This is a genomic window from Actinoplanes sp. NPDC000266 (assembly GCF_042899005.1).
In the GTDB taxonomy this organism is placed as follows: domain Bacteria; phylum Actinomycetota; class Actinomycetes; order Mycobacteriales; family Micromonosporaceae; genus Actinoplanes.
Map to the genome: position 1 here is coordinate 700108 of NZ_JBIAZI010000004.1, position 21014 is coordinate 721121.

Consider the following 21014-nt stretch of genomic DNA (forward strand, 5'->3'; position numbering starts at 1 on the left):
TCATCGGCAGGGGAACCCCGGTTGTAAAGCGGGTGTGATGCACCAACCGTTCGGACATTTGGCCCCAGACCCCAGGGGATTTCCCGACTTTCCCGGACGAGCGCGGCGTAGCCCGGCAAGGTGTCACATGGCCGATGAACCAGCACCACAGGGGGACATGTGCACCGGAATCGGACGAAGATGAGGGCGGCAACGGCGCTGCTCACGATAGCCGCGGGCACGCTGATCCCGCGAGGCACGGCCACGGCCGACCCAGCGGCGCCGCCGCAGTTGCAGACAGTGACTCTGAGCGGCTCCGCCGTCTCGCGCCCGCAGACCGCCCCGTTCAGTCTGCTCGGCGTGACGTGGTCGGACCCGGCGATCAGGATGAGCGGCGCGGTGCGGGTCCGGACCCGGGCCATCGACACCGGCCACTGGTCGAACTGGCAGACCCTGGAGGCCGACAGCGTCTCCCCCGCCGATCGCCGAGGCTCGACGGACCCGCTGTGGGTAGGCCCGTCGAACGGCCTGGAGGCCCAGGTGGTCGGCGCCGACGCCCCACTTCCGGCCGACCTGCGAGTAGACCTGCTCAACCCGGGCACAGCGCCGTCGCCGCCCGCGACGGAGAGCGCTCCTCGGGTGGCGGCTCGGAGGGGGGCGGCGGTGGTGATTCCCGTTCGGCCTGTGCCTCGTATGGTCACTCGGGCTCAATGGGGGGCCAACGAAGGGATCGTGCGCGGGAAGCCCGAGTACACGGGGGCCATTCAGGAGTTCTTCGTGCACCACACCGCGACCGGGAACAGTTACTCCTGTTCGCAGTCCGCGTCCATCATCCGGGGGATCCAGGGCTATCACATTCGTAGCCGGGGCTGGGATGACATCGGGTACAACTTTCTCGTCGACAAGTGCGGGACGATCTACGAAGGGCGTGGGGGCGGCATTCAGATGCCGGTGCTCGGCGCTCACACCATGGGCTTCAACACTGACGCCAGTGCCATCGCCGCTATCGGTACCTATGGAGGGTCCGGTGTTTCGGCGACCGTGCGCCGGGCCATCGCTACCGTCGCCGCCTACAAGCTCGGGGCCGCCGGGAATCTGCCCAGCGGGCGGGTCGTGCTCACCTCCGGCGGCAGCAACCGCTACCCCAAGGGGGCGCGGGTCGAGATGTGGCGGATCTCCGGGCATCGCGACGCCGGGCGCACCGACTGTCCCGGTGATGCCCTCTACCGGCAGCTTCCCGCCATTCGGGCCGTCGCCGGTGGTGCGCCGGCCGGGTTCCGGCTGCTGAGCATGGGCGGGACCTGGCCGTACGGGGGAATGTGGTTCACCAAGGGCACCATCACCCCCCGCTGGGACACGCGCACCGCCAGCGCGCTCATCAATCGCTTCGAGATCTACGTCGACGGAGTGCTGGCCGCGGCCGTGCCGGGCACGCACCGCACCACCTCGCTCACCGTCGCGCCCGGCAAGCACACCGTCTCGATCCGGGCGCTGCACCTGTCGGGCCGCATCGCCGGGATCACCACCAGCGTGTACGCCGACTCGGTGGCGCCCGTCTTCGACAAGGAGCCGGATCTCGTGCTGCGGCCGGGGGCCGTCGGCGCCACCGTTCCCGTACGCCTCGACTGGAAGGCCACCGACCCGGGCGGCCTGATCTACGTCGGGCTCACCAGGCCCACGCGGACGAACCTGCTCACCACCACGACCAGCCGGAACTTCACCATTCGGGCGGGCGCACCGGCCACCTACGCGATCGTGGCCGGTGACCGCGCTCGTAACACCGTGAACGCGTCGGTCACCCGTACGCCTGTGGTCCTCTCCGAGGCCGCGTCGCAGCGGACCGGAACCTGGCGTCTCCTGAACAACCCGGCCTATCTGGGCGGCACCGCGCTCGGCGCGTCCACCGCCGGGAGCAGCGCCAGCTGGACCTTCAGCGGCAGCTCGGCCGCGGTCGTGTTCAGCCGGGGGCCGAAGGCCGGGAAGGTGCGGATCTTCGTGGACGACCAGGCGCAGGGCACCGTCGACCTCAAGGCGACGGGCCCGCTCAACCGCCAGGCCGTCTGGTCGCGCTGGTGGGCCGGCAGCGGCGAGCACACCGTACGGGTCGAGGTCGAAGGCACCGCCGGACGTCCCGGTGTCGCCGTCGACGGTCTGGCCTATCTGAAGTGACACAGCCCGAAGAGACACAGCCTGAAGTGATAACTGACAGAAGGTGTCAGGCACGGCGGGAAGGATCCTTGCCATGAGTGGATTCGCGACGTTGGCAATGATCAACCTGGACGCGGCCGACCCGGCCGCGCAGGCCAGGTTCTACTCCGAGGTGCTGGGCTGGAAGGTGCTGCACAGCGCGGACGAGTACGCGATGATCGGCGACGGCTCGGCCAGCCTCGGCTTCGGCCGGGTGCCCGGCTATTCCGGGCCGGGCTGGCCCCAGGAGAGCGCGCCCAAGCGCTACCACCTCGACCTCTACGTCGAGGACCTGGACAAGGCCGAGGAGCAGGCGCTCGCGCTGGGCGCCACCAAGCCGGCCGAGCAGCCGCAGCCGGACCGCTGGCGGGTGCTGCTCGACCCGTCCGGTCAGCCGTTCGACATCTGTATCAAGAGCTAGTTCCGTGATCACGGGCCTGGGTGACCAGGCCCGTGATCATCCAGGCCGCCAGGCGCTCGAAGCTCGGCTCCCGCGCCGGCGCGCCCTCGGCGAACGCGGCCACGAGGTGGGGGAATTCCGCCGCCGTCACGGGTTCGGTCACCTGCGGGACCCCGGCCGACAGTTCGGACGTCACGAACGACGCCACGAAGCCTGTCACCAGGGCGATCAGCTCCAGCCGGGTCGCTCCGTCGAGCCCGGTCGGCGCGAGCGCGGCCAGCCCCCGCTCCAGATAGGCGAGGGTGTTGCGACCGGTGAGGCTGCGGTTCGGCAGGGCCGACGGCAGCCACGGATGTGCCAACATCAGCGCCCGCTGCGATCCGGCGATGGCCAGCAGATCGGCTCGCCACTCTCCCGTCAGCTCGGCCCGCGCGGCCGTGCCGCCGACCCGGTCCACCATCAGGTCGATCAGGAAATCCCTGGTGGGGACGTACGTGTAGAGCGACATCGCCCCCGCCCCGATCTCCGTGGCGACCCGGCGCATGGTGACCGCGGACAGCCCTTCCGCGTCGGCGATGGCGACCGCCGCGTCCACCACCTGGTCACGCGTGTGCGACGGCGGTCTTCCGCGAGCCATCGATGCCTCCTATTATTTCTAGTACGACGTACGGAAATGAGGGTCGCCCGATGGAAAGATTGCCACTGTTCCTCCGCCTGCTGCGACGGCGGACCCGCAACGGACCACCCGCCCTCTACGACGTCCGCCGCGAGACCGGCCTGGCCGTGCCCGCCGCCGACGGGAGCCCGATGCTGACCGACCACTACGCGCCGGTCACCGGCGAGCCCTGCCCGACCGTGATGGTTCGCGCCCCGTACGTGCGCAGCGGTTTTCCCTGGAACTACTTCTACGGTGCGCTCTTCGCCGAGCAGGGCTTCCACGTGCTGTTGCAGAGCACCCGCGGCGCCGGCGGCTCGGGCGGCACGTTCCGCGCCTGGGGCCACGAGACCGCCGACGGCCGCGCCACGGTCGAGTGGCTCCGCAAGCAGGACTGGTTCACCGGGGAGCTCTACACGGTCGGGGCGAGCTACATGGCGTACACCCAATCGGCCCTGGCCCTTGATCCTCCGCCCGAGTGGCGCGGCGCCGTGCAGCAGGTCGGCCACAACGACCCGTACGACTTCTTCTGGAAGGGCGGCGCGTTCGGGCTGGAACGGGCCCTCGTGGGCGGCCTCGCGCTGTTCCAGTCGTCCGCGCTGACCAGCGGCGATCTGCTGCGGGCGGCGCTGCGCCTGAAGTTCCGGCTCCGCCGGGCCACACACGACCTGCCACTCCTCGACGCCTATCCGCGGGTGCTCGGGGGCCGCCGGCCGGCGTTCGAGGAGTGGCTGGCCCATCCCGAGCCCGAGTTCTGGCGCGACACCGACATGACCGAGGTGGCCGGCGCCATGGAGGTCCCGGTCAGCCTCTGCACCGGCTGGTGGGACCTCAGCATCGGCCAGACCCTCGACCAGCACGCCCGCCTGCGCGCGGCCGGCCGCGACACCGACCTGCTGATCGGCCCCTGGACCCACACCTCCAGCCTGGAGAAGGGCTGGCCGGAGATCTTCTCGCAGGCTCTCCGCCGGCTGCGCGGCGAGCCTTCCCCCTATGCCGTACGGGTCCACGTAGGAGGCGCCGGCGAATGGCGCGACCTCCCGTCGTGGCCGCCACCGGGGGTGTCCACCTCCGCCATCGAGATGGTCACCGAGCCGGCGACGTTCAGGTACGACCCGGCCGACCCGACGCCGTCCATCGGCGGCCCGCTCCAGTCACCGACACAGGGCCAGGTCGACAACGCCGACCTGGAGAAGCGCACCGACGTGCTGCTGTTCACCGGGGAGCCGCTCGAGGGCGCGTTGACAATCATGGGCCCGGTGACGGCTTCCGTCGACGCGACCACGACGTCCGCGAGCGGCGACCTGTTCGTCCGCCTCTGCGACGTCGACCCCACCGGCCGCTCGATCAACATCTGCGACGGCCTGACCCGCATCCCACCCGGCGACGGCCCGGCACCGGTCGACATGGGCCCGGCCGCGCACGTGTTCCGCCCCGGCCACCGCCTGCGCCTGCTGGTGGCGGGCGGCGCCCACCCCCGGTTCCTGCGCAACTACGGCACGGGCGAACCACCCGGCCCGGCCACCCGCATGGTGCCGACCGAGACGACGATCCGCGCGGCGACCCTGAACGTGACCATGGTTTAGCGCTCACGGCCCGTGGGGTATCTCGCCGCCGCCATCCCCACGGATCGAGGAGCATTCATGTCCATCCAGGGCGTCTTCTATCTCATCGCGGTCATCCTGCTCGTGCTGGCGGCCTTGCCGATCAGCTCCCGCGGGGTGAGTCTCGCCCTGTTGGGCGCGGCTTTCGCCCTGCTCGGCTACTCGTGGGACACGATCACCAGCTGACATCGCAGGGCTCACCATTGCCGACCGCCCATGGTCGACGGCCGTCAGTGCCGTCGGCCCGCTGACGGTCACCGGGCCGAGCTGTCCACAACGACCGCCGCGGCCGGGAGAAAGCCGAAGAGCGGCCCACGGGCCGGGAGGACGCACGCGAGCCAGTGCGCCGTGGTCCACCGGTCAGGACGATCGTCGAGTCCAGTCCGTCCGGCGCGCCGGCGATCAGCTCGGAACTGAACGCTGCTGCGCCGGGACTCCCCACGACAGACCCCGCCCTCCCTTGGGGCCCCCGTCCTGCGACAGTCTGACGGAAAAGCGCGAGATCGCGCGGGCCCCCTGTGGACAGCAGACCGCCTGTGGACAACCGCAGGCGATCGCCGAAACCGTGCTGTGCGGCTCCGGCGAAGCACCTCGACGGGGCAGTCGGCGCCGGTGCTCGCTAGACAGTCCGGCGATAGACCACGGCCTGCCACGGCGCCAGGGTCAAACTCCCCGGCGCGGGAGCCGGCAAGTTTGTCAGGATCAGCTCGGCGCCGGACCAACCGTCGATCTCCGCTGTCACCTCGGCGCCCGAGAAGTTGCCGATCACCAGGAGCTCGGTGGAGCCCCAGCGCCGTGTGAACGCGTACAGCTGCTCGTCGTTCGCCAGCAGCATCGTGAAGTCGCCGTCCACCACGGCCGGCTCGTTGTGGCGCAGCTCGATCAGCTGGCGGTAGTAGTGGTAGACCGAGTCCGGGTCGTCGTGCTGGGCCTCGGCGTTGATCTCCGGGTAGTTCGGGTTCGCCGCCAGCCATGGCGTGCCCGTCGTGAAGCCCGCGTTCGGCGAATTGTCCCACTGCATCGGGGTCCGGGCGTTGTCCCGGCCCCTCGCTCTCAGGACCGTCAGCACCTCCTCCGGTGTCCGGCCCTCGCGGTCCACCGCCTGCGCGTAGTGGCCCAGCGCCTCGATGTCGCGGAAGTCGGCGATCGTACGGAACGGGAAGTTCGTCATTCCCAGCTCTTCGCCCTGATAGATGTAGGGCGTTCCGCGGTGCAGGTGCAGCACCGTGCCGATCATCTTGGCCGACGCCACGCGGTGGGCGGGGCTGTCGTCGCCGTAGCGGGAGACCGCCCGGGGTTGATCGTGGTTGTTCCAGTAGAGGCTGTTCCAGCCGACCTCGGCCAGGCCCGCCTGCCAGCGGTTGAAGATCGCCTTCAGCTTGGTGAGCTGGAGCGGGACCAGCAGCCACGGGTCGTCGCCGCGGTCGGCCCACACGTGGTCGAACTGGAAGACCATGTCGACCTCGCCGCGGGCCGGGTCGGTGAACAGTTTCGCCTCGTCGACCGTCACCCCGGGCATCTCGCCGACGGTCAGCATGGCGTCGCGGCCGGCGAAGACCTTCGCGTGCATCTCCTGGAGGAACTCATGAATGCGAGGACCATTGATGTACGCCGGTGAGCCGTCCCCGTACGACGAACCGGCCGTGAGGCGGCCGTCCGGAAGGGACGTGTCTTTGGAGATCATGTTGATGACGTCCATCCGGAAGCCGTCGACGCCCCGGTCGAGCCACCAGTTCATCATCTCGTAGACGGCCGACCTGACCTCGTCGTTCTCCCAGTTCAGGTCGGGCTGCTTCTTCGAGAACAGGTGCAGGTAGTACTCGCCGCTCTTCTCGTCGTACTCCCAGGCCGAGCCGCCGAACGCCGATCCCCAGTTGGTCGGCTCGGCGCCGGGGGTGCCGGGCTCCAGGCCCTCGCGGGCGGGACGCCACCAGTACCAGTCGCGTTTCGCGCTGTCTTTACTGGAACGACTGTTGACGAACCACTGGTGCTCGTCGGAGCTGTGGTTCACCACCAGGTCCATGATCAGCTTCATGCCGCGGGCGTGCGCGCCGGCCAGCAGCTCGTCGAAGATCTCCAGGGTGCCGAAGATCGGCTCGATGTCCTGGTAGTCGCTGATGTCGTAGCCGTTGTCGTCCTGCGGGGACGGATAGATCGGCGAGAGCCAGAGCACGTCGACGCCGAGACCGGCCAGGTGGTCCAGGTGTTCGATGATGCCGCGCAGGTCGCCCATGCCGTCGCCGTCGGCGTCGGCGAAGCTGCGCGGGTAGATCTGGTAAACGACCGCGCTCTTCCACCAGAGATCCGTCATGCGTGTTGTCTAACACGAGAACGCCGGCTCCGACCGCTGGGCATACTAAGCACGTGTTAACTACCAAAAAGTGGCCTTTGTCGTGAAGGTCGCCATGCTGGGGCCGATCGCCTGGCGTACGCCGCCGCTGCACTACGGGCCCTGGGAGCTGATCACCAGTCTGATCACCGAGGGGCTGGTGGCCCGCGGGGTCGACGTCACGCTGTTCGCCAGCCTCGACTCGATCACCAAGGCCACCCTCGACGGTGTCGCGCCGAGCGGGTACGAGGAGAACGACGAGATCGACGGCCGCGTCTGGGAGGCCCTGCACGTGGGGCACGCGCTGGCCCGCTCGGGCGAGTTCGACCTGGTCCACAACCACCTGGACTGGCTGCCGCTGGCCTTCTCGCAGCACTGCGCGGCCCCGATGGTCACCACCATCCACGGCTTCTCCGGCGCGAACATCCTCCCGGCGTACCGCCGGGCCCGGTCGCACTTCGTCGCGATCTCGGACAGCGACCGCTCCCCCGACCTCGACTATCTGGCCACCGTGCACCACGGCATCGACCTGGACGGGCTCCCGGTCCAGCTCGAGCCACGGACCGACCTGATCCTGTTCGGGCGCATCCACCCGGACAAGGGCACCGATCTGGCCATCGACATCGCCGAGCGGGCGGGCCGGCGGCTGATCATCTGCGGGATCGTGCAGGACCGGCGCTTTTTCACCGAGCGCGTGGAGCCGCGGATCGACGGGGACCGGGTCGTCTATCTCGGCTCGGTCGGCCCGGACGAGCGCGGCGCGATCCTCGGCTCCGGACTGGCGCTTCTCCATCCGATTCGCTTCGCCGAGCCGTTCGGCCTCTCGGTCGTCGAGTCGATGGCGTGCGGGACGCCCGTCATCGCGTACCGCAAAGGATCCATGCCCGAGGTCATTGACGAGGGCGTGACCGGACAGCTGGTCGCAAACATCGACGAAGCGGTCGCAGCAGTCGGACAGATCGGAAGTTTCGACCGCGTGGCGTGCGCGAAACGGGCGCGTGAGCGCTTCTCGGCCGACCGGATGGTCGAGGACTATCTGACCATTTACCGCAAAATCGTCAGCTGAATGTTAACGTCAAATTGCGAATTGAGCGCAATCGGGGGTTATTTCCGGAAAGGCCGACCATGCCCGCGAAGTTTGGCTTCTTGAGCACCTACCCGCCCACCCAATGCGGTTTGGCGACCTTCAATGCCGCACTGGCCACGCATCTGAACTCCGGCGGCGCCGCAGGCGTCGTCCGGCTGCTGGCCGGCGACAGCGTGAGCGGCGGCATCGAACTCGACCGGGCGGCGCCCCGCGTCGTGCACACCTGGCACACGGACACCCCGGGCGGCTGGCAGGCCGCCGCCAACGCGCTCAACCGCTTCGACGTGGCGATCCTCCAGCACGAGTACGGGATCTATCCCGGCGACGCCGGAGACGAGGTGCTGCCGCTTCTGCGCGCCCTGCGGATCCCGTCCATCGTCGTGCTGCACACCGTGCTCAGCAACCCCGACCCGCTGCAGCGCCGCGTGCTGGAGAGGATCGGCGCCTCGGCCGACGCCCTGGTCACCATGACCGACACCGCGCGGCAGCGGCTGACCGGCGGCTACGACGTCGACCCGCGCAAGATCTCGGTGATCCCGCACGGGGCCGGCAGCCGGTCCGGCACCCCGCGCGAGGGCCACGACCGGCCGCATCTGCTGACCTGGGGCCTGCTCGGCCCGGGCAAGGGCATCGAGTGGGCCATCCGCGCCCTGGCCCAGCTCGGCGACCTCGACCCGAAACCGCTCTACACGGTGGCCGGGCGCACGCATCCCAAGGTGCTGGAGCATTTCGGCGACGTCTACCGGGACTCGCTCAAGGAGCTCGCGGCCTCCCTCGGCGTCGCCGATCAGGTGGTCTGGGCCGACGCCTACCTGGAGGAGGCCGAGCTGACCCGGCTGATCCGCTCGGCCGACGTGGTGGTCCTGCCGTACGACTCGACCGAGCAGGTCACCTCGGGTGTGCTCATCGAGGCGGTCGGCGCCGAGATCCCGGTCGTGGCGACCGAGTTCCCGCACGCGGTGGAGCTGCTGGCCGACGGCCCCGGGCTGTTGGTGCCGCATCAGGATCCCGAGGCGATGGCGGTGGCGATCCGGCGCGCGCTGGCCGAGCCGGGCATGCCGGGCCGGCTCACCGGGCTGGCCGGCGGCCCGACGCTGCGGTGGCCCGCGGTCGCGGCCCGCTATCAGGCCCTGGCCGGCCGCCTCCTGCCGATCGCCACGCCGGTGCCGGCATGACGGTCGGACTCCGGCTGGTCCCGCCGCCCATTCAGCTCGCCGACGCACCACCGCCCGACTGGAGTCACGTCGTACGCCTCTCCGACGACACCGGCCTGCTCGAGCACGCCCGGAACGCGATCGTGCGGCGCGAGCACGGCTACTGCGTGGACGACGTCTCCCGCGGTCTCCTGCTGATCAGCCGGGAGCCCCGCCCGACCGCGCAGCTGGCCGGCCTGGCCGAGCGTTATCTGGCCTTTCTCACGCACGCGCAGGGCCCGGACGGCGCGTTCCGCAACCGCATGGCGTACGACCGCCGCTGGACCGACGAGCCGTCGACCGGCGACTGGTGGGGCCGGGCCATGTGGGGCCTGGGCACCGCGGCCGCCCGCTCGGCCGTGCCGTGGATCCGCCGGGAGGCGATGACCTCGTTCCGGCTCGGCCTGCGGCAGCGCTCGCCCTGGTCGCGGGCCATGGCGTACGCGGCCCTGGGCGCGGCCGAGGTGCTGCGCGCCGACCCGCGCGACACCGAGTCGGCCCAGCTGCTGGCCGACGCGGCCACGGTGATCGGCCTGCCCACGGCCGGCCCGGACTGGCTGTGGCCCGAGCCCGAGCTGACCTACGGCAACCCGGCCCTGCCCGAGGTGTTGATCGCGGCCGGCGACCTGCTCGGCGACGAGCCGCTGCTGCGGGCCGGCCTCAAGTCGCTGGCCTGGCTCTGCCGGCAGCAGGACAACGACGGGCACCTGTCCACGGTGCCGGTCGGCGGATGGCGGCCGGGCGTGCCCAAGCACCGCTTCGACCAGCAGCCGATCGAGGCCGCGGCCACCGCCGACGCCTGCGCCACGGCGGCGGCGGTCACCGGCGACGACCGCTGGGACGAGCAGCTCTTCCGGGCGGTGGCCTGGTTCCTCGGGGACAACGACTCACAAACCGTCATGTACGACCCCCTAACCGGCGGATGTTATGACGGATTGACGGTAGAAGGTCCTAATGTGAACCAAGGAGCCGAATCAACCCTCGCGCTGGTGTCCACGCTGCAGCATGCCCGCACGCTTGTGAGCCGGAGCGCGACCCGACCGTCAGGCGGCCTAGCATGACCGCAGTCATGAATGAGCAATCGCTGATCACGCGCCACGACATCGTCATGGAGCCGGACGGCCGGCGCGTCGTGATCAAGCTGTTCGTGCCCGGCGAGGACGCCCAGGGCGTGAAGAACCGCACCCAGAGCCTCATCGAGCGCATCCTTCAGCTCGACGAGGCCGAGATCGCCCGGCTGCTCGACGACGTGCTGACCCGCTTCGCCGGGCGCCACCACGATCTGCTCGGCGTCTTCCAGCACCACTACGAGCTGGTCCAGCACCGGGTGCCCAACGGGCTCGACCTCTCCCCCACGGCCCGCACGCTGATCGGCGCCTACTTCAGCCACGAGTTCGCGGTCGAGGCGGCGGCGCTGTGCAACCCGTCGATGGTGCCGCACCCCGACCAGACCGGGCTCGACGCGGGCGAGCTGCGGGTCGCCATCAGCCTGCGCCAGATCGGCGAGGGGCACATCTCGTCGATCGGCTTCTGCTCGGCCGTGCTCGGCCCCGGCGACCGCATCCGCATGGAGGACCGCGACGGTCCCCTGATGATCGGCCAGCGGGTCGGCGCGCAGCACTGGAAGAACCAGCTCGAGGCCGCGCTCCTCGACGCCGGCATCGACCACGAGGCAGCCGCGTACGTCGTCTGCTCGCTGCCCGAGCGCTACACCGACCAGGACTTCGAGGACGTCATCGGTCACATCCCGGGCGAGCTGCTGGCCCGGCCCACCTCGCAGGAGACGATCGACCGGATCCGGCACATCGTCACCGACGAGTACGCGGTGCAGTTCCCGCCGGCGGTTCCGCTGCACCAGCGGGTGCTGTGGCCGGCCACCCCGGCCGAGAGCAACGGCATGGAGGATGCCCGCTTCGTCCGCGTCCTCGACCCGGACGGCCGGCACGTCTACCAGGGCACCTACACGGCGTACGACGGACGGCAGATCTCGGGCCGGGTGATCTTCTCGCGCGACCTGCGGCACTTCGAGGTGACCCGGCTGCACGGACCGGCCGCCCGCAACAAGGGCATGGCCCTGTTCCCGCGCTACATCGGCGGCCGCAAGATGGCGCTGTGCCGCTCCGACGGCGAGACGCTGGGCCTGGCCGTGCGCGACGACCAGCACCGCTGGCAGGCGGCCGAGCCGCTGCTGGTGCCGCACCGCGGCTGGGACCTGATCCAGGTCGGCAACTGCGGCTCACCGATCGAGACCAGCGAGGGCTGGCTGGTGCTGACCCACGGCGTCGGCCCGATGCGCCGCTACGCGATCGGCGCCATGCTGCTCGACCTGGAAAACCCGGCCCGCGTCATCGCCGATCTGCCCGAGGGCCTGATCGACCCGGACGAGATCGAGCGCGAGGGCTACGTCCCGAACGTCGTCTACTCGTGCGGCGGCCTGGTCCACGACGGCAACTTCTGGCTGCCGTACGGCGCGAGCGACGTCCGCATCGGCTTCGCCAGCGTCCCGGTCGAGCAACTCCTGTCGCGGATGGTTCCGACCGGCTACTGATTCTGCCTTTAGTCCGATCAAGGGCGGTGGTGGGGTGGTTGGATTGGGGCATCGTGCACGATCAGGGCGATCTGCACCCGGTTCGTCACCGACAACTTCGTGAAGATGCGTGAGACGTACGCCTTGACGGTGGCCGTGCTCATCAGGAGCTCATTGGCGATCTCCTGGTTGGTGCGGCCCTCGGCGACCAGGCGCGCCACGTCGCCCTCGCCGGGGCTCAGCCGCTGAAGGGCGGCCCGGGCCCGCTGCCGCCGCGGGTCGGCCGGCGCGCCCGCGACCAGGCCGATCATCTTGCGCAGCACCTCGGGCGACATCATCGGCTCGCCGGCTGCGACCCGGCGTACGGCCTCGGCGATCTCTCTCGGCGGTGTGTGTTTGAGCAGGAAGCCCCCGGCGCCGGCGCGCAGGGCCCGGAGCACGTGGTCGTCGGTGTCGAAGGTGGTCAGCACGATCACCTCAGGGGCGTCGCGCCGCTGCCGCAGCGACTCGGTGGCGGTCAGGCCGTCCATGCCCGGCATGCGGATGTCCATCAGCACGACGTCCGGCTTGTGCGTGTTCACCGAGGCCGCCACCTCGGTGCCGTCGACCGCCACACCCACCACCTCGATGTCGTCGAAGGCGGCCAGCATCATGGTCAGCCCGGCCCGTACGAGGGCGTCGTCGTCGACCAGCAGCACCCGGATCACGTCGGCCACGGTAGCCAGGCCTTGAGATGGAACTCGCCGCCCGGGGTCGGCCCGTGCTCCAGCCGGCCGCCGACCAGCTGCACCCGCTCCCGCAGACCGGTGAGCCCGGCTCCGGCCCCGGGCAGACGGCCGCCGCCGGCGGCGAGGGGGTTGCCCACCTCGACGGTGAGGCCCGGTTCGGCGGTACGGCTGATCGTGACCTCGATGGGCGCGCCCGGCGCATGCTTGCGGGCGTTGGTCAGGGCCTCCTGCACGATCCGGTAGGCGCTGCGGCCCACCTGGTCGGGCACCCCGTCGGCGCCGTCGAAGGTGAGGCCGACCTCGGCGCCGGCCTCGCGGGACTGCTCGACCAGCGCCGGCACGTCGCCCAGGGTCGGCTGCGGCCGGTCCTCGCCCGGCGTCCGCAGCATGCCGATCACGGTGCGCAGGTCCTCCAGGGCGTCGTGGGCCGACTGGCGGATGGTCCCGGCCGCCTTCTGCTCCTCGGGTGAGGCGTCCCGGCGTACTTCCAAAGCCCCCGCATGCACCGCGAGCAGCGAGATGCGATGGGCCAGGACGTCGTGCATCTCCCGGGCGATGCGCTCGCGCTCGGCCAGGCGGGCCTGGTCGACCCGCAGCCGCTGGCCCTCCTCGGCCTGCCGGGCCCGCTCGGCCCACGAGGCCACCAGCTGCCGGTGCGACCGGATGAGCATGCCGACCGCGACCAGGCTGACGTTGAGCAGCACGATGAAGGTGACGCTCTCGTAGTAGACGCGGGTGAGGCCGAGCGCGAACCCGTAGACGACGGCGACCGTCACCGCGTGCAGGGTGGCCAGGGCCACCGCGAGCCGGCCCGGGCGGTGCAGCGCGACGCTGAACAGGGCGATCGGCAGGGCGCCCATCGGCATGGCGAAGAAGATGCCGAACGGGATCAGCACGAGGGTCAGGGCGGCCGGGCGGCGGCGGCGGAACAGGACGAGGCCGGCCACCGCGATCGCGCCGGCCACGGCTTCGGCCTCGGCCGGGAAACCATCGCCCTCGCCGATCGAGTTGACCGTGAAGAAGACGCCGAGCACGACCGCGACGGCGGCCAGTGTCAGCTCCACGAGCCAGCGGCGCATCACCTCTCCGACGCTACCGGTGACGCTTCTGGAGGGGCAGTCGACTTTGGTCTACGTCGCGTCGCCCTCGGTCGGTATTCGCCGGCGCTCCTTTTTTGAAAGATGAGGACGTGACGACGACTGTGCCCACCCCGTGGTGGCTTCGCACCCTGGTGTGGATCACGGCGCCCGCGCTCGGCTTCGGCGCGGCGCTCCTGCTGCGGCTGCTGGGCGGCGTCGAGTGGCTGCCAGGGCCGTTCGGGCTGATCGAGGAGCTGCCCTCGGTGGTGACGACGTACGTCACGCCGGGTCTGGGGGTGATCCTGGGGCTGGTGCTGGCGGCGATGGTCGACGCCGAGTCGCTGAAGGTGCGGGTGTCGACGGCCGAGGTGGAGCTGACCCGGCCCGGCCACCGGCGGGTGGTGCCGCGAGCCGACATCGCGGTGGCCTTCCCCGACCGCGACAAGCTCGTGTTACTCGGGCGCACCGGCCAGGAACTGGCCCGGGAGCCCACCCTTCTGATGTCTCGGCACGTGCGAGCCGCCTTCACCGAGCACGGCGTGCCGTGGGCGGACGAGGACCCCTATCTGGCCGCTTATCGCCGCTGGGTGCCCGATCTACCGGACATTTCGCCCGCCGCCAACGCGATCCTGGCCGAGCGGCAGAAGGCCCTGAAGTCGGGCGACGAGGACGAGCTGCGCGACCTGCGCGAGGAGCTGGGGCGGCTGGGCATCGTGGTCCGAGACGTCAAGAAGAAACAGTTCTGGCGCCACGCTTCCTAGACCGTGCCGGTGACGACCCAGATCGTCAGAACCGCGAGGAAGTCACCGCGGGCGCCCGCGGCCTCGACATGCGAAAACCACTTTTCCCGTACGCCCGGGGCCGTCATCCAGGAATCCTCGGGCACACCCGGGTTGAGCATGGGCAACACCACCGCGGCCGACTCCGGGTCGGGGAACAGGCACGTCACCGGGATCGCGCCGACCTCGCGCAGGCCCTTACCGACCAGGCGCCGGCGCAGCGTGCGGCCCATGTCGGCCCGCCGGGGCGTGAGCCGTCCGTGCATGTCGTCGATGACCGTGCGGGCCAGCGCCGGCGGCACCCCGTCGAAGGCCAGCGACGTCCAGTCGGTGTCGATCAGGCACAGCCGGCCGCCGGGCCGGGTCACCCGGATCAGCTCGGCGATGGCCAGGTCGGCGTCGTCGACGTGCTGGAGCACCCGCTCGCACCAGACCCCGTCGACGCTGCCGGCCGGCAGGTCGATCGAGGCGAGGTCGCCGACCGTGTAGCGCACCTCGCTGCCGTCGTGGCGCTCGACGGCGGCGGCGATGGTCGCGGCCGACACGTCCAGGGCGATGACCTCGCCCCCGGTCTCGCCGGCCAGCCGGCGGGCGACGTCACCGGCGCCGCAGCCGGCGTCCAGGATCCGCCAGCCCGCCTCGGGGCGCAGCGCCTCCCGGGCCGTACGACGGACCCGCCGGATCTCCGGGTGGCGGCCCATCGCCTCGAGCGCGGCCAGCAGCATCGCGGTCAGCTCGCGAGGCTGGCCGTCGAGGTCGGCCCAGGGGGTGCGCTCCATCTGCTTCATGCGGCAAATGTTGACGCATGAAACGCTTCGGAGCCGGGTCCCGGTCACTCATCCGACAGGAAGGATCACGCAACGTACTCATGTCGTCGCAGCGCCGGTCGATGGTGTCGCGGTGAGGATCCCCCGGGACACCCTGAAACGCACACGGCTCGCCGCGCTCGCCGTCGGATCGGCCGGGCTGCTGTCCCAGGCCACCCAGATCGGCAACGCCGGTCACTCCCCCGGCTACCTCGGCCTTTCGGCCGGCGCGATCGTCGCGCTTCTCGTCGTGCTGCTGGCGACGTACGCCCGTGAGCGCTCCAGCTGGTGGACGCTGCCCCTGGTCCCCGTGCTGATCACGCTGGGCGGCTCCGGCCTGAAGGATCCGATCGGCGGCCTGGCCCTGGCCCTCGCCTCCACCGTCGTGTTGTCGCTGTACGGCTCACGAACCCTGTGGGCGCTGCGCCTGCTGCTCGCCTCGCTGGCCTACCCCGCGGCGGTGGCGATCTCGCCACAGTCGCTGGGCCGGGAGCTGACCTGGCATTCGGGCAACGTCCTGGTCCTGATTCCGCAGCTGCTGCTCATGGCCTTCCTGACCCGCGGCATCTACGTGACCCTGCGCCGCCAGGAACGGGCGGTCGCCCGCGAGGCGCTGCTGGCCCGCGCCGGCTCGTCCATGCTCGGCGTCACCGACATCGCCCGCATCCGCGAGATCGGCCGCGCCGCCTCCGAGGAGCTGATCGCCCTCAACCCCGGCGTCGCCATGCTGGTGGTCCGCCGCGACACCGATGGCCTGCGAATCACCAACCTGGCCGGCGTCCCGGCCGGCCTGCGCGGCCACCGTCTCGGCCACGTGGACGACCTGAAGTCCCTGCTCCCGGGCTTCCGCGCGTGGCACGTCCACACCATCGACGCCGACCTGGCCGTGGCCGTGGCCGGCCGCCGCGCGGTCCCGCCCGAGGTGCTGGACGCCTTCCGGACCCTGTCCCACCAGGTGGTGCTGGCCGAGGGAGGCTGCCGCACCCACGCCGAGCTGGAGCACAGCGCCCACCACGACCACCTGACCCAGCTACCGAACCGCGCCAAGTTCCTGCGCGCGGTCGCCGCGGCCCTGGCCGGCCCGGGCCCGGTCGCCCTGCTCAACATCGACCTGGACGACTTCAAGAAGGTGAACGACTCCCACGGCCACGCCGCCGGCGACGAGCTCCTCCAGGAGATCGCCACCCGCCTGTCCACCGCCCCCGGCGTGGCCGGCCGCTTCGGCGGCGACGAGTTCGCCCTGCTCTTGACCGGCCCTTATGAAGCCACCGAGATCGCCGCCGACCTCTGCACCCTGCTCTCGGCCCCCATCACACTGAGCGCGGCCACGGTAACGGTCGGCGCCAGCATCGGCGTGGCTCACAGCGAGCCCGGCATAACAGTCAAGGAGTTGACCCGCCGAGCCGACATGGCCATGTACGCCGCGAAGACTCTGGGCAAGAACCGCATCGAGACGTACTCACCCCTGACCCACCCGGTCGCCGCGTGAGACTAATCTGATCGTCGGACAACGTCGATCCATGCGGACCATGACCGCCACCGAGGCGTCCCGGAATTTCTCGGACCTGCTCGACGCCATCGAGCGGGGCGAGACTGTGGTCATCACCCGGGGCAATCGTCCCGTGGCCGAGATCGCCCCCGCGCGCCGGCGCGCCGCCGGAGCGCCGCCTGATCTAGCCGCGGCGCCGCCGGTCCAGCAGGGAAGCTATCTCCAGCTCGAACGGAAACGGCTCCTCGGAGACGAGCGCCTGGCCGGGGCCCGCGATCACGGCCGGAACATAGTGAGCGCCGGCCAGCCGCTCCAGGTGCAACTCGACCGAGTCGCGCGGCTGCTCCACGCGCAGATACCAGCCGATGCCGGCCGCCGCGTAGAGCTGAGGCTTGAGCAGCCGGTCCGTCCCCGCGTTGCTGGGCGACACCACTTCGACGACCAGCTTGGCCTCGGCGGCCTCCACGGCATTTCCGGCGTCATCGGTGTCGGCCACGACGAGGTCCGGCTGAAGGATGCGCCCACTGGCAAGTCGCAGATTGACGTCCTGCAGAACCAGGAGACCGGCTCGCTCGGCGGCGCCATAGAGGCCCCTCGCGAGCAGAAAGGCGATGTGCTGATGGCGTTTGCTCGGCGCGGGGCTCACCCACAGGCTCCCATCGACCAGCTCCACCCGGTTCGCCGTCTCGCCGAGCGCGAAGTATTCGTCCTCGCTCCACGGCTCCGGGTGCTCCAGCATGGCCACGCTCATAGGATCGCCTCATCTTTCGGCAGATGCTGCCTTAAGCGTGCCATGCCAGGCCCTGCCGATGCGACGACGACGCGATCCCATTGTCACGAAGCACCCTGTCATACGACTAGGATGGCCGTCAAGCCGATGACCGAGCGGACCGAGGGCCGGGCGCGGAGGGGGATGTGGCAGGCTTTTCCGTATGAGTGACGCGGTGCGGTTCGGGCTTGTCGGGTACGGCTCGGGTGGGCGGATCTTCCACGCCCCGCTGATCGCGTCGGCGCCGAACATCGAGTTTCTCGGTGTGGTCACCACCAACGAGGAGCGCCGGGCCGAGCTGGGTAAGCAGCACCCGAAGGCGGCGGCGTTCGACTCGATCGCCGACATCGCGGCGGCCGGGGCCGAGGCGGTCACCATCTCGACGCCGGTGAGCACGCACGCGCCGCTCGCGCTCGAGGCGATCTCGCACGGGCTCAGCGTCGTGGTCGACAAGCCTTTCGCGCTCGACGCCGGGGCCGCCCGTGAGGTCGTCGCGGCCGCGAACGAGAAAGGCGTCAAGCTCAGCGTCTATCAGAACCGGCGCTGGGACTCCGATCTGCTGACGCTGCGGCGGCTCATCGCGGACGGGCAGCTCGGGCAGATCCGGCGGTTCGAGTCGCGCTTCGAGCGGTGGCAGCCGCAGCGCAAGGTCGGTGCGGCCGGCGGCGGCACGCTGATGGACTTCGGATCCCATCTGGTCGATCAGGCTCTGCTGCTGCATGGTCCGGCGGTTCGGGTGTACGCCGAGATGCGCGGCAACGGGGAACTCGACGACGACATGTTCATGGCGCTGCATCACGTCGGCGGCGTGGAGTCGCACCTGTGGGGCAGCTGGCGTCAGCCGGCCCCGGGACCCCGCTTCCGGGTCGTCGGCACCACGGGCGCCTTCATCACCGGCTTCGACGGCCGCATCGACATCCAGGAAGACCTGCTCAAGGGCGGCCAGTCGCCGGCCGAGCTGGGCGACCAGTGGGGCGCCGAGCCCCTCCAGGGCAAGATCTTCCGCGGCGACGAGGGCACCGAGGTGCCGACCGAGCGCGGCCGCTGGGACACGTACTACCCGGCTTTCGCCGCCGCCGTCCGCAACGAGTCCCCGGTCCCGGTCGACCCCGAGGACGCCGTACGGACGATGACCGTCCTGGACGCCGCCCGCCGCAGCGCCCGCTCCGGCGAAGCCGTCCGCCTCTAGCCCCGGATGCCGTGGAGGGCGAAGCCCAGCACCCGCTCGCGCTGGGCGTCGTCGACGAAAGCGCCTCCGGTCAAACCCGAGATCATGCGCAGGACGTCGTCGAAGCTGGCGTCGGGGCGGACCTGGCCCGCCTCCTGAGCGCGGGTGAAAAGGGGCTCGCCGGCCGTGTACATCGTCGCCCGGCAGGAGCGGAACATCTCCGACTCGCGGTTGAGCGCCTCGATGACCGCGCGCTTCGTCACGGCGTACCGGACGAATTGCTCCAACCAGGCGCTCAGCGCCTGCCATGGCGGCAGTGACGACACCTTCTCGGCCACCTGGCGCAGCTGGTCGATCTCCTCGACGTACACCGCCTCGAACAGGTCCTGCCTCGTCGGGAAGTTGCGGTAGAGCGTGCCGATGCCCACGCCGGCCCGACGGGCGATGTCCTCCAGCGACGCGTCGGTGCCGTGCTCGGCGAAGGCGTCGCGTGCGGCCGCGAGCAGCGCGTCGAAGTTGCGCCGCGCGTCGGCACGCTGCGGCCGGCGCACCGCGACAGGCACGTCAGTCATGGAGACCCTCCTCACACCCTCCGGCGGTTGCGAACCGGAGGCACCCCTCCGCTAATCTGGAGGCATGCCTCGACTTTATCAGAGCACACCGCGAACGACCTTCGCGGTGCTGGCCGCCGCCGCGGCGGCCTTCTCGCTCATGCAGTCGCTGGTGACGCCGGTTCTGCCGACGATCCAGCAGGACCTGCACACGTCCGCCGGCACGGTCACCTGGGTGCTCACCGCCTGGTTGCTGTCCGCGTCGGTCGCCACCCCGCTCATGGGCCGCATCGCCGACATGCTCGGCAAGGACCGCACGCTGCTGGTCGCGCTGGCCGCGATCGCCGTCGGCTGCCTGATCGCCGCGATCGCGCCCAACGTCACCGTGCTGATCATCGCCCGCGTCCTCCAAGGCCTCGGGGGCGCCGTCTTCCCCGTCTCGTTCGGCATCATCCGCGACGAGTTCCCGGCCGAGCGCGTCTCCTCGGCCGTCGGCGTCCTGGCCGCCGTCATCGCCACGGGCAGCGGCCTCGGCATCGTGCTGGCCGGCCCGATCGTCGGCGCCCTCGACTGGCGCTGGCTGTTCTGGATCCCGATGTTCGTGGTCACCGTGGTCGGCGTCGCCGCCTGGCGGTTCGTGCCGCCGTCGCCGGTGCGCACCCCCGGCAAGGTCAACTGGGTCGGCGCGGCCCTGCTCTCGGCCTGGCTCGTCGCCCTGCTGCTGCCGCTGAGCAAGGCCACCAGCTGGGGCTGGACCTCCGGGAAGACCCTGGGCCTGCTCGCGGCCGCGGTGGTGCTGTTCGCGGCCTGGCTGCTGGCCGAGGTCCGCTCGGCCAACCCGCTGATCGACATGCGGATGATGCGCCTGCCCGCGGTCTGGACCACCAACCTGGTCGCCCTGCTGTTCGGCGCGGCCATGTTCGGCGTCTTCGCCTTCCTGCCCCAGCTCGTCCAGGTCCCGAAGGCCTCCGGCTACGGCTTCGGCGCCTCGGTCACCGAGGCCGGCCTGATCATGCTGCCGATGCTGGTCATGATGGCCGTGTTCGGTTCGCTCAGCGGTCCCCTGACCCGCTGGCTCAGCGGCAAGGTGCAGCTTCTGATCGGCTCGGCGCTGGGCGCGCTGGCCGCCCTGTCCTTCGCCCTGGAGCACGGCGACCGCTGGTCCCTGTCGATCGCGGGCGCGGTCTTCGGCGTCGCCCTGGGCCTCGTCTACTCCTCGATGATCAACCTGATCGTCCAGGCCGTCCCCCGCCACCAGACCGGCGCCGCGAGCGGCATGAACACCAACATCCGCACGATCGGCGCCTCGATCGGCACCGCGGTGGTCAGCTCCATCGTCACCAGCCACCCCGGCCCGGCCGGCCTGCCCGCCGAGTCCGGTTACACGACGTCGTTCCTGATCCTGGCCGCCGTGGCCACGGCCGCGCTCCTGGTCGCGTTGCTGGTTCCGACGGGCCGGCGCGCCGTGGTCGAGGAGAAGCGCGAGCCCGAGGTTCTGCCGGAGTTGTCGCCCGTGGAGGTTTGAGGGCTGACGCCGGAGAGGGCAAGGGCGTCGCCCCGAGGTAACGGATGGCGCCCGAGAGGGCGACCACATGAAAGGGCGGCCGGATAGTCCGGCCGCCCTTTCGCATGCCTGCGCGGGGCGGTCCGGAAAGGGCGGCGTCGATAGGGTGTGGACAGTCGG

Annotated in this window: 19 protein-coding genes and 1 pseudogene; 13 read left to right on the plus strand and 7 right to left on the minus strand. The window is 70.7% G+C overall.

The genetic code is table 11. The features are described from left to right. The first annotated feature begins 180 nt into the window (after nt 1-180). A complete protein-coding gene (locus tag ACFY36_RS19760; RefSeq protein ID WP_499747418.1) occupies nt 181-2148 on the plus strand; it encodes a peptidoglycan recognition protein family protein in 1968 nt (655 codons plus the stop codon). Nucleotides 2149-2221: 73 nt separating this feature from the next. Next, nucleotides 2222-2587, plus strand: a complete 366-nt coding sequence (locus tag ACFY36_RS19765; protein WP_499747419.1) for a VOC family protein — start codon at nt 2222-2224, stop codon at nt 2585-2587. Here the strand turns inward: ACFY36_RS19765 and ACFY36_RS19770 are convergent. Beyond that, entirely contained in the window at nt 2577-3203 is a 627-nt protein-coding gene (locus ACFY36_RS19770; RefSeq protein ID WP_499747420.1) for a TetR/AcrR family transcriptional regulator C-terminal domain-containing protein, read from the minus strand. The two genes, ACFY36_RS19765 and ACFY36_RS19770, sit on opposite strands and share 11 nt — an antisense overlap. Before the next feature lie 50 nt (nt 3204-3253). Between ACFY36_RS19770 and ACFY36_RS19775 the strand changes: the two genes are divergently transcribed. Continuing rightward, the gene (locus tag ACFY36_RS19775; RefSeq protein ID WP_499747421.1) at nt 3254-4807 is read left to right on the plus strand and encodes a CocE/NonD family hydrolase; all 1554 of its coding nucleotides are present in this window, start codon (nt 3254-3256) and stop codon (nt 4805-4807) included. A gap of 57 nt (nt 4808-4864) precedes the next feature. Next, nucleotides 4865-5011 carry a hypothetical protein gene (locus ACFY36_RS19780; protein ID WP_498690878.1) on the plus strand — a complete coding sequence of 49 codons (147 nt, stop codon included), beginning with the start codon at nt 4865-4867 and terminating at the stop codon, nt 5009-5011. A gap of 433 nt (nt 5012-5444) precedes the next feature. Here ACFY36_RS19780 and ACFY36_RS19785 read toward each other — a convergent pair whose 3' ends face one another. After that, nucleotides 5445-7136: a glycoside hydrolase family 13 protein gene (locus ACFY36_RS19785; protein WP_499747422.1), complete on the minus strand. Its 1692-nt coding sequence runs from the start codon at nt 7134-7136 to the stop codon at nt 5445-5447. An 82-nt stretch (nt 7137-7218) separates the two neighbouring features. On the opposite strand from ACFY36_RS19785, the gene ACFY36_RS19790 reads away from it, so the two are divergent. From ACFY36_RS19790 to ACFY36_RS19805, 4 genes are read left to right on the plus strand one after another with little or no spacing between them, the layout of a single operon-like run. Further along, nucleotides 7219-8220: a glycosyltransferase family 4 protein gene (locus ACFY36_RS19790; RefSeq protein ID WP_499747564.1), complete on the plus strand. Its 1002-nt coding sequence runs from the start codon at nt 7219-7221 to the stop codon at nt 8218-8220. A 59-nt stretch (nt 8221-8279) separates the two neighbouring features. Continuing rightward, a complete protein-coding gene (locus ACFY36_RS19795) occupies nt 8280-9416 on the plus strand; it encodes a glycosyltransferase (RefSeq protein ID WP_499747423.1) in 1137 nt (378 codons plus the stop codon). Further along, nucleotides 9413-10495, plus strand: coding sequence for a glycosyltransferase (locus ACFY36_RS19800; protein WP_499747424.1), 1083 nt, complete (start codon nt 9413-9415; stop codon nt 10493-10495). The genes ACFY36_RS19795 and ACFY36_RS19800 overlap by 4 nt, the downstream gene beginning before the upstream one ends. A gap of 8 nt (nt 10496-10503) precedes the next feature. Next, nucleotides 10504-11982: a glycoside hydrolase family 130 protein gene (locus tag ACFY36_RS19805; RefSeq protein ID WP_499747425.1), complete on the plus strand. Its 1479-nt coding sequence runs from the start codon at nt 10504-10506 to the stop codon at nt 11980-11982. 17 nt (nt 11983-11999) lie between these two features. Here ACFY36_RS19805 and ACFY36_RS19810 read toward each other — a convergent pair whose 3' ends face one another. Together ACFY36_RS19810 and ACFY36_RS19815 are read right to left on the minus strand one after the other, a co-directional pair. Further along, complete coding sequence (locus ACFY36_RS19810; protein WP_499747426.1) at nt 12000-12677, minus strand: response regulator transcription factor; 678 nt, start codon at nt 12675-12677, stop codon at nt 12000-12002. Then, nucleotides 12665-13768 carry a sensor histidine kinase gene (locus ACFY36_RS19815; protein ID WP_499747565.1) on the minus strand — a complete coding sequence of 368 codons (1104 nt, stop codon included), beginning with the start codon at nt 13766-13768 and terminating at the stop codon, nt 12665-12667. The genes ACFY36_RS19810 and ACFY36_RS19815 overlap by 13 nt, the downstream gene beginning before the upstream one ends. Before the next feature lie 110 nt (nt 13769-13878). On the opposite strand from ACFY36_RS19815, the gene ACFY36_RS19820 reads away from it, so the two are divergent. Then, a complete protein-coding gene (locus ACFY36_RS19820; protein WP_499747427.1) occupies nt 13879-14529 on the plus strand; it encodes a YqeB family protein in 651 nt (216 codons plus the stop codon). Here ACFY36_RS19820 and ACFY36_RS19825 read toward each other — a convergent pair. Next, nucleotides 14526-15335, minus strand: coding sequence for a methyltransferase domain-containing protein (locus tag ACFY36_RS19825; protein ID WP_499747428.1), 810 nt, complete (start codon nt 15333-15335; stop codon nt 14526-14528). The genes ACFY36_RS19820 and ACFY36_RS19825 overlap by 4 nt on opposite strands. A 112-nt stretch (nt 15336-15447) precedes the next feature. Here ACFY36_RS19825 and ACFY36_RS19830 point away from each other — a divergent pair, with 112 nt between their 5' ends. Together ACFY36_RS19830 and ACFY36_RS19835 are read left to right on the plus strand one after the other, a co-directional pair. After that, a complete protein-coding gene (locus ACFY36_RS19830; protein ID WP_499747429.1) occupies nt 15448-16842 on the plus strand; it encodes a diguanylate cyclase domain-containing protein in 1395 nt (464 codons plus the stop codon). A 40-nt stretch (nt 16843-16882) separates the two neighbouring features. Then, nucleotides 16883-16987, plus strand: a pseudogene (locus tag ACFY36_RS19835) (type II toxin-antitoxin system Phd/YefM family antitoxin); the annotation flags it as partial. Between the two features lie 39 nt (nt 16988-17026). Here ACFY36_RS19835 and ACFY36_RS19840 read toward each other — a convergent pair. Further along, nucleotides 17027-17593 carry a Uma2 family endonuclease gene (locus ACFY36_RS19840; protein WP_499747430.1) on the minus strand — a complete coding sequence of 189 codons (567 nt, stop codon included), beginning with the start codon at nt 17591-17593 and terminating at the stop codon, nt 17027-17029. Between the two features lie 181 nt (nt 17594-17774). Between ACFY36_RS19840 and ACFY36_RS19845 the strand changes: the two genes are divergently transcribed. Beyond that, nucleotides 17775-18800, plus strand: a complete 1026-nt coding sequence (locus ACFY36_RS19845) for a Gfo/Idh/MocA family protein (RefSeq protein ID WP_499747431.1) — start codon at nt 17775-17777, stop codon at nt 18798-18800. On the opposite strand, the gene ACFY36_RS19850 is transcribed toward ACFY36_RS19845, so the two are convergent. Then, on the minus strand, nt 18797-19351 hold the full coding sequence (locus tag ACFY36_RS19850) for a TetR/AcrR family transcriptional regulator (protein WP_499747432.1): 555 nt from the start codon (nt 19349-19351) through the stop codon (nt 18797-18799). The genes ACFY36_RS19845 and ACFY36_RS19850 overlap by 4 nt on opposite strands. Nucleotides 19352-19415: 64 nt before the next feature. On the opposite strand from ACFY36_RS19850, the gene ACFY36_RS19855 reads away from it, so the two are divergent. Next, nucleotides 19416-20855: an MFS transporter gene (locus ACFY36_RS19855; RefSeq protein WP_499747433.1), complete on the plus strand. Its 1440-nt coding sequence runs from the start codon at nt 19416-19418 to the stop codon at nt 20853-20855. The last annotated feature ends 159 nt before the right edge of the window (nt 20856-21014 follow it).

What these genes read in the sequence shown, in the direction of transcription:
- ACFY36_RS19760 (WP_499747418.1), top strand. Translation starts at nt 181, where the DNA reads ATGAGGGCGGCAACGGCGCTGCTCACGATAGCCGCGGGCACGCTGATC.
- ACFY36_RS19765 (WP_499747419.1), top strand. Translation starts at nt 2,222, where the DNA reads ATGAGTGGATTCGCGACGTTGGCAATGATCAACCTGGACGCGGCCGAC.
- ACFY36_RS19770 (WP_499747420.1), bottom strand. Translation starts at nt 3,203, where the DNA reads ATGGCTCGCGGAAGACCGCCGTCGCACACGCGTGACCAGGTGGTGGAC.
- ACFY36_RS19775 (WP_499747421.1), top strand. Translation starts at nt 3,254, where the DNA reads ATGGAAAGATTGCCACTGTTCCTCCGCCTGCTGCGACGGCGGACCCGC.
- ACFY36_RS19780 (WP_498690878.1), top strand. Translation starts at nt 4,865, where the DNA reads ATGTCCATCCAGGGCGTCTTCTATCTCATCGCGGTCATCCTGCTCGTG.
- ACFY36_RS19785 (WP_499747422.1), bottom strand. Translation starts at nt 7,136, where the DNA reads ATGACGGATCTCTGGTGGAAGAGCGCGGTCGTTTACCAGATCTACCCG.
- ACFY36_RS19795 (WP_499747423.1), top strand. Translation starts at nt 8,280, where the DNA reads ATGCCCGCGAAGTTTGGCTTCTTGAGCACCTACCCGCCCACCCAATGC.
- ACFY36_RS19800 (WP_499747424.1), top strand. Translation starts at nt 9,413, where the DNA reads ATGACGGTCGGACTCCGGCTGGTCCCGCCGCCCATTCAGCTCGCCGAC.
- ACFY36_RS19805 (WP_499747425.1), top strand. Translation starts at nt 10,504, where the DNA reads ATGAATGAGCAATCGCTGATCACGCGCCACGACATCGTCATGGAGCCG.
- ACFY36_RS19815 (WP_499747565.1), bottom strand. Translation starts at nt 13,768, where the DNA reads ATGCGCCGCTGGCTCGTGGAGCTGACACTGGCCGCCGTCGCGGTCGTG.
- ACFY36_RS19825 (WP_499747428.1), bottom strand. Translation starts at nt 15,335, where the DNA reads ATGAAGCAGATGGAGCGCACCCCCTGGGCCGACCTCGACGGCCAGCCT.
- ACFY36_RS19840 (WP_499747430.1), bottom strand. Translation starts at nt 17,593, where the DNA reads ATGAGCGTGGCCATGCTGGAGCACCCGGAGCCGTGGAGCGAGGACGAA.
- ACFY36_RS19845 (WP_499747431.1), top strand. Translation starts at nt 17,775, where the DNA reads ATGAGTGACGCGGTGCGGTTCGGGCTTGTCGGGTACGGCTCGGGTGGG.
- ACFY36_RS19850 (WP_499747432.1), bottom strand. Translation starts at nt 19,351, where the DNA reads ATGACTGACGTGCCTGTCGCGGTGCGCCGGCCGCAGCGTGCCGACGCG.
- ACFY36_RS19855 (WP_499747433.1), top strand. Translation starts at nt 19,416, where the DNA reads ATGCCTCGACTTTATCAGAGCACACCGCGAACGACCTTCGCGGTGCTG.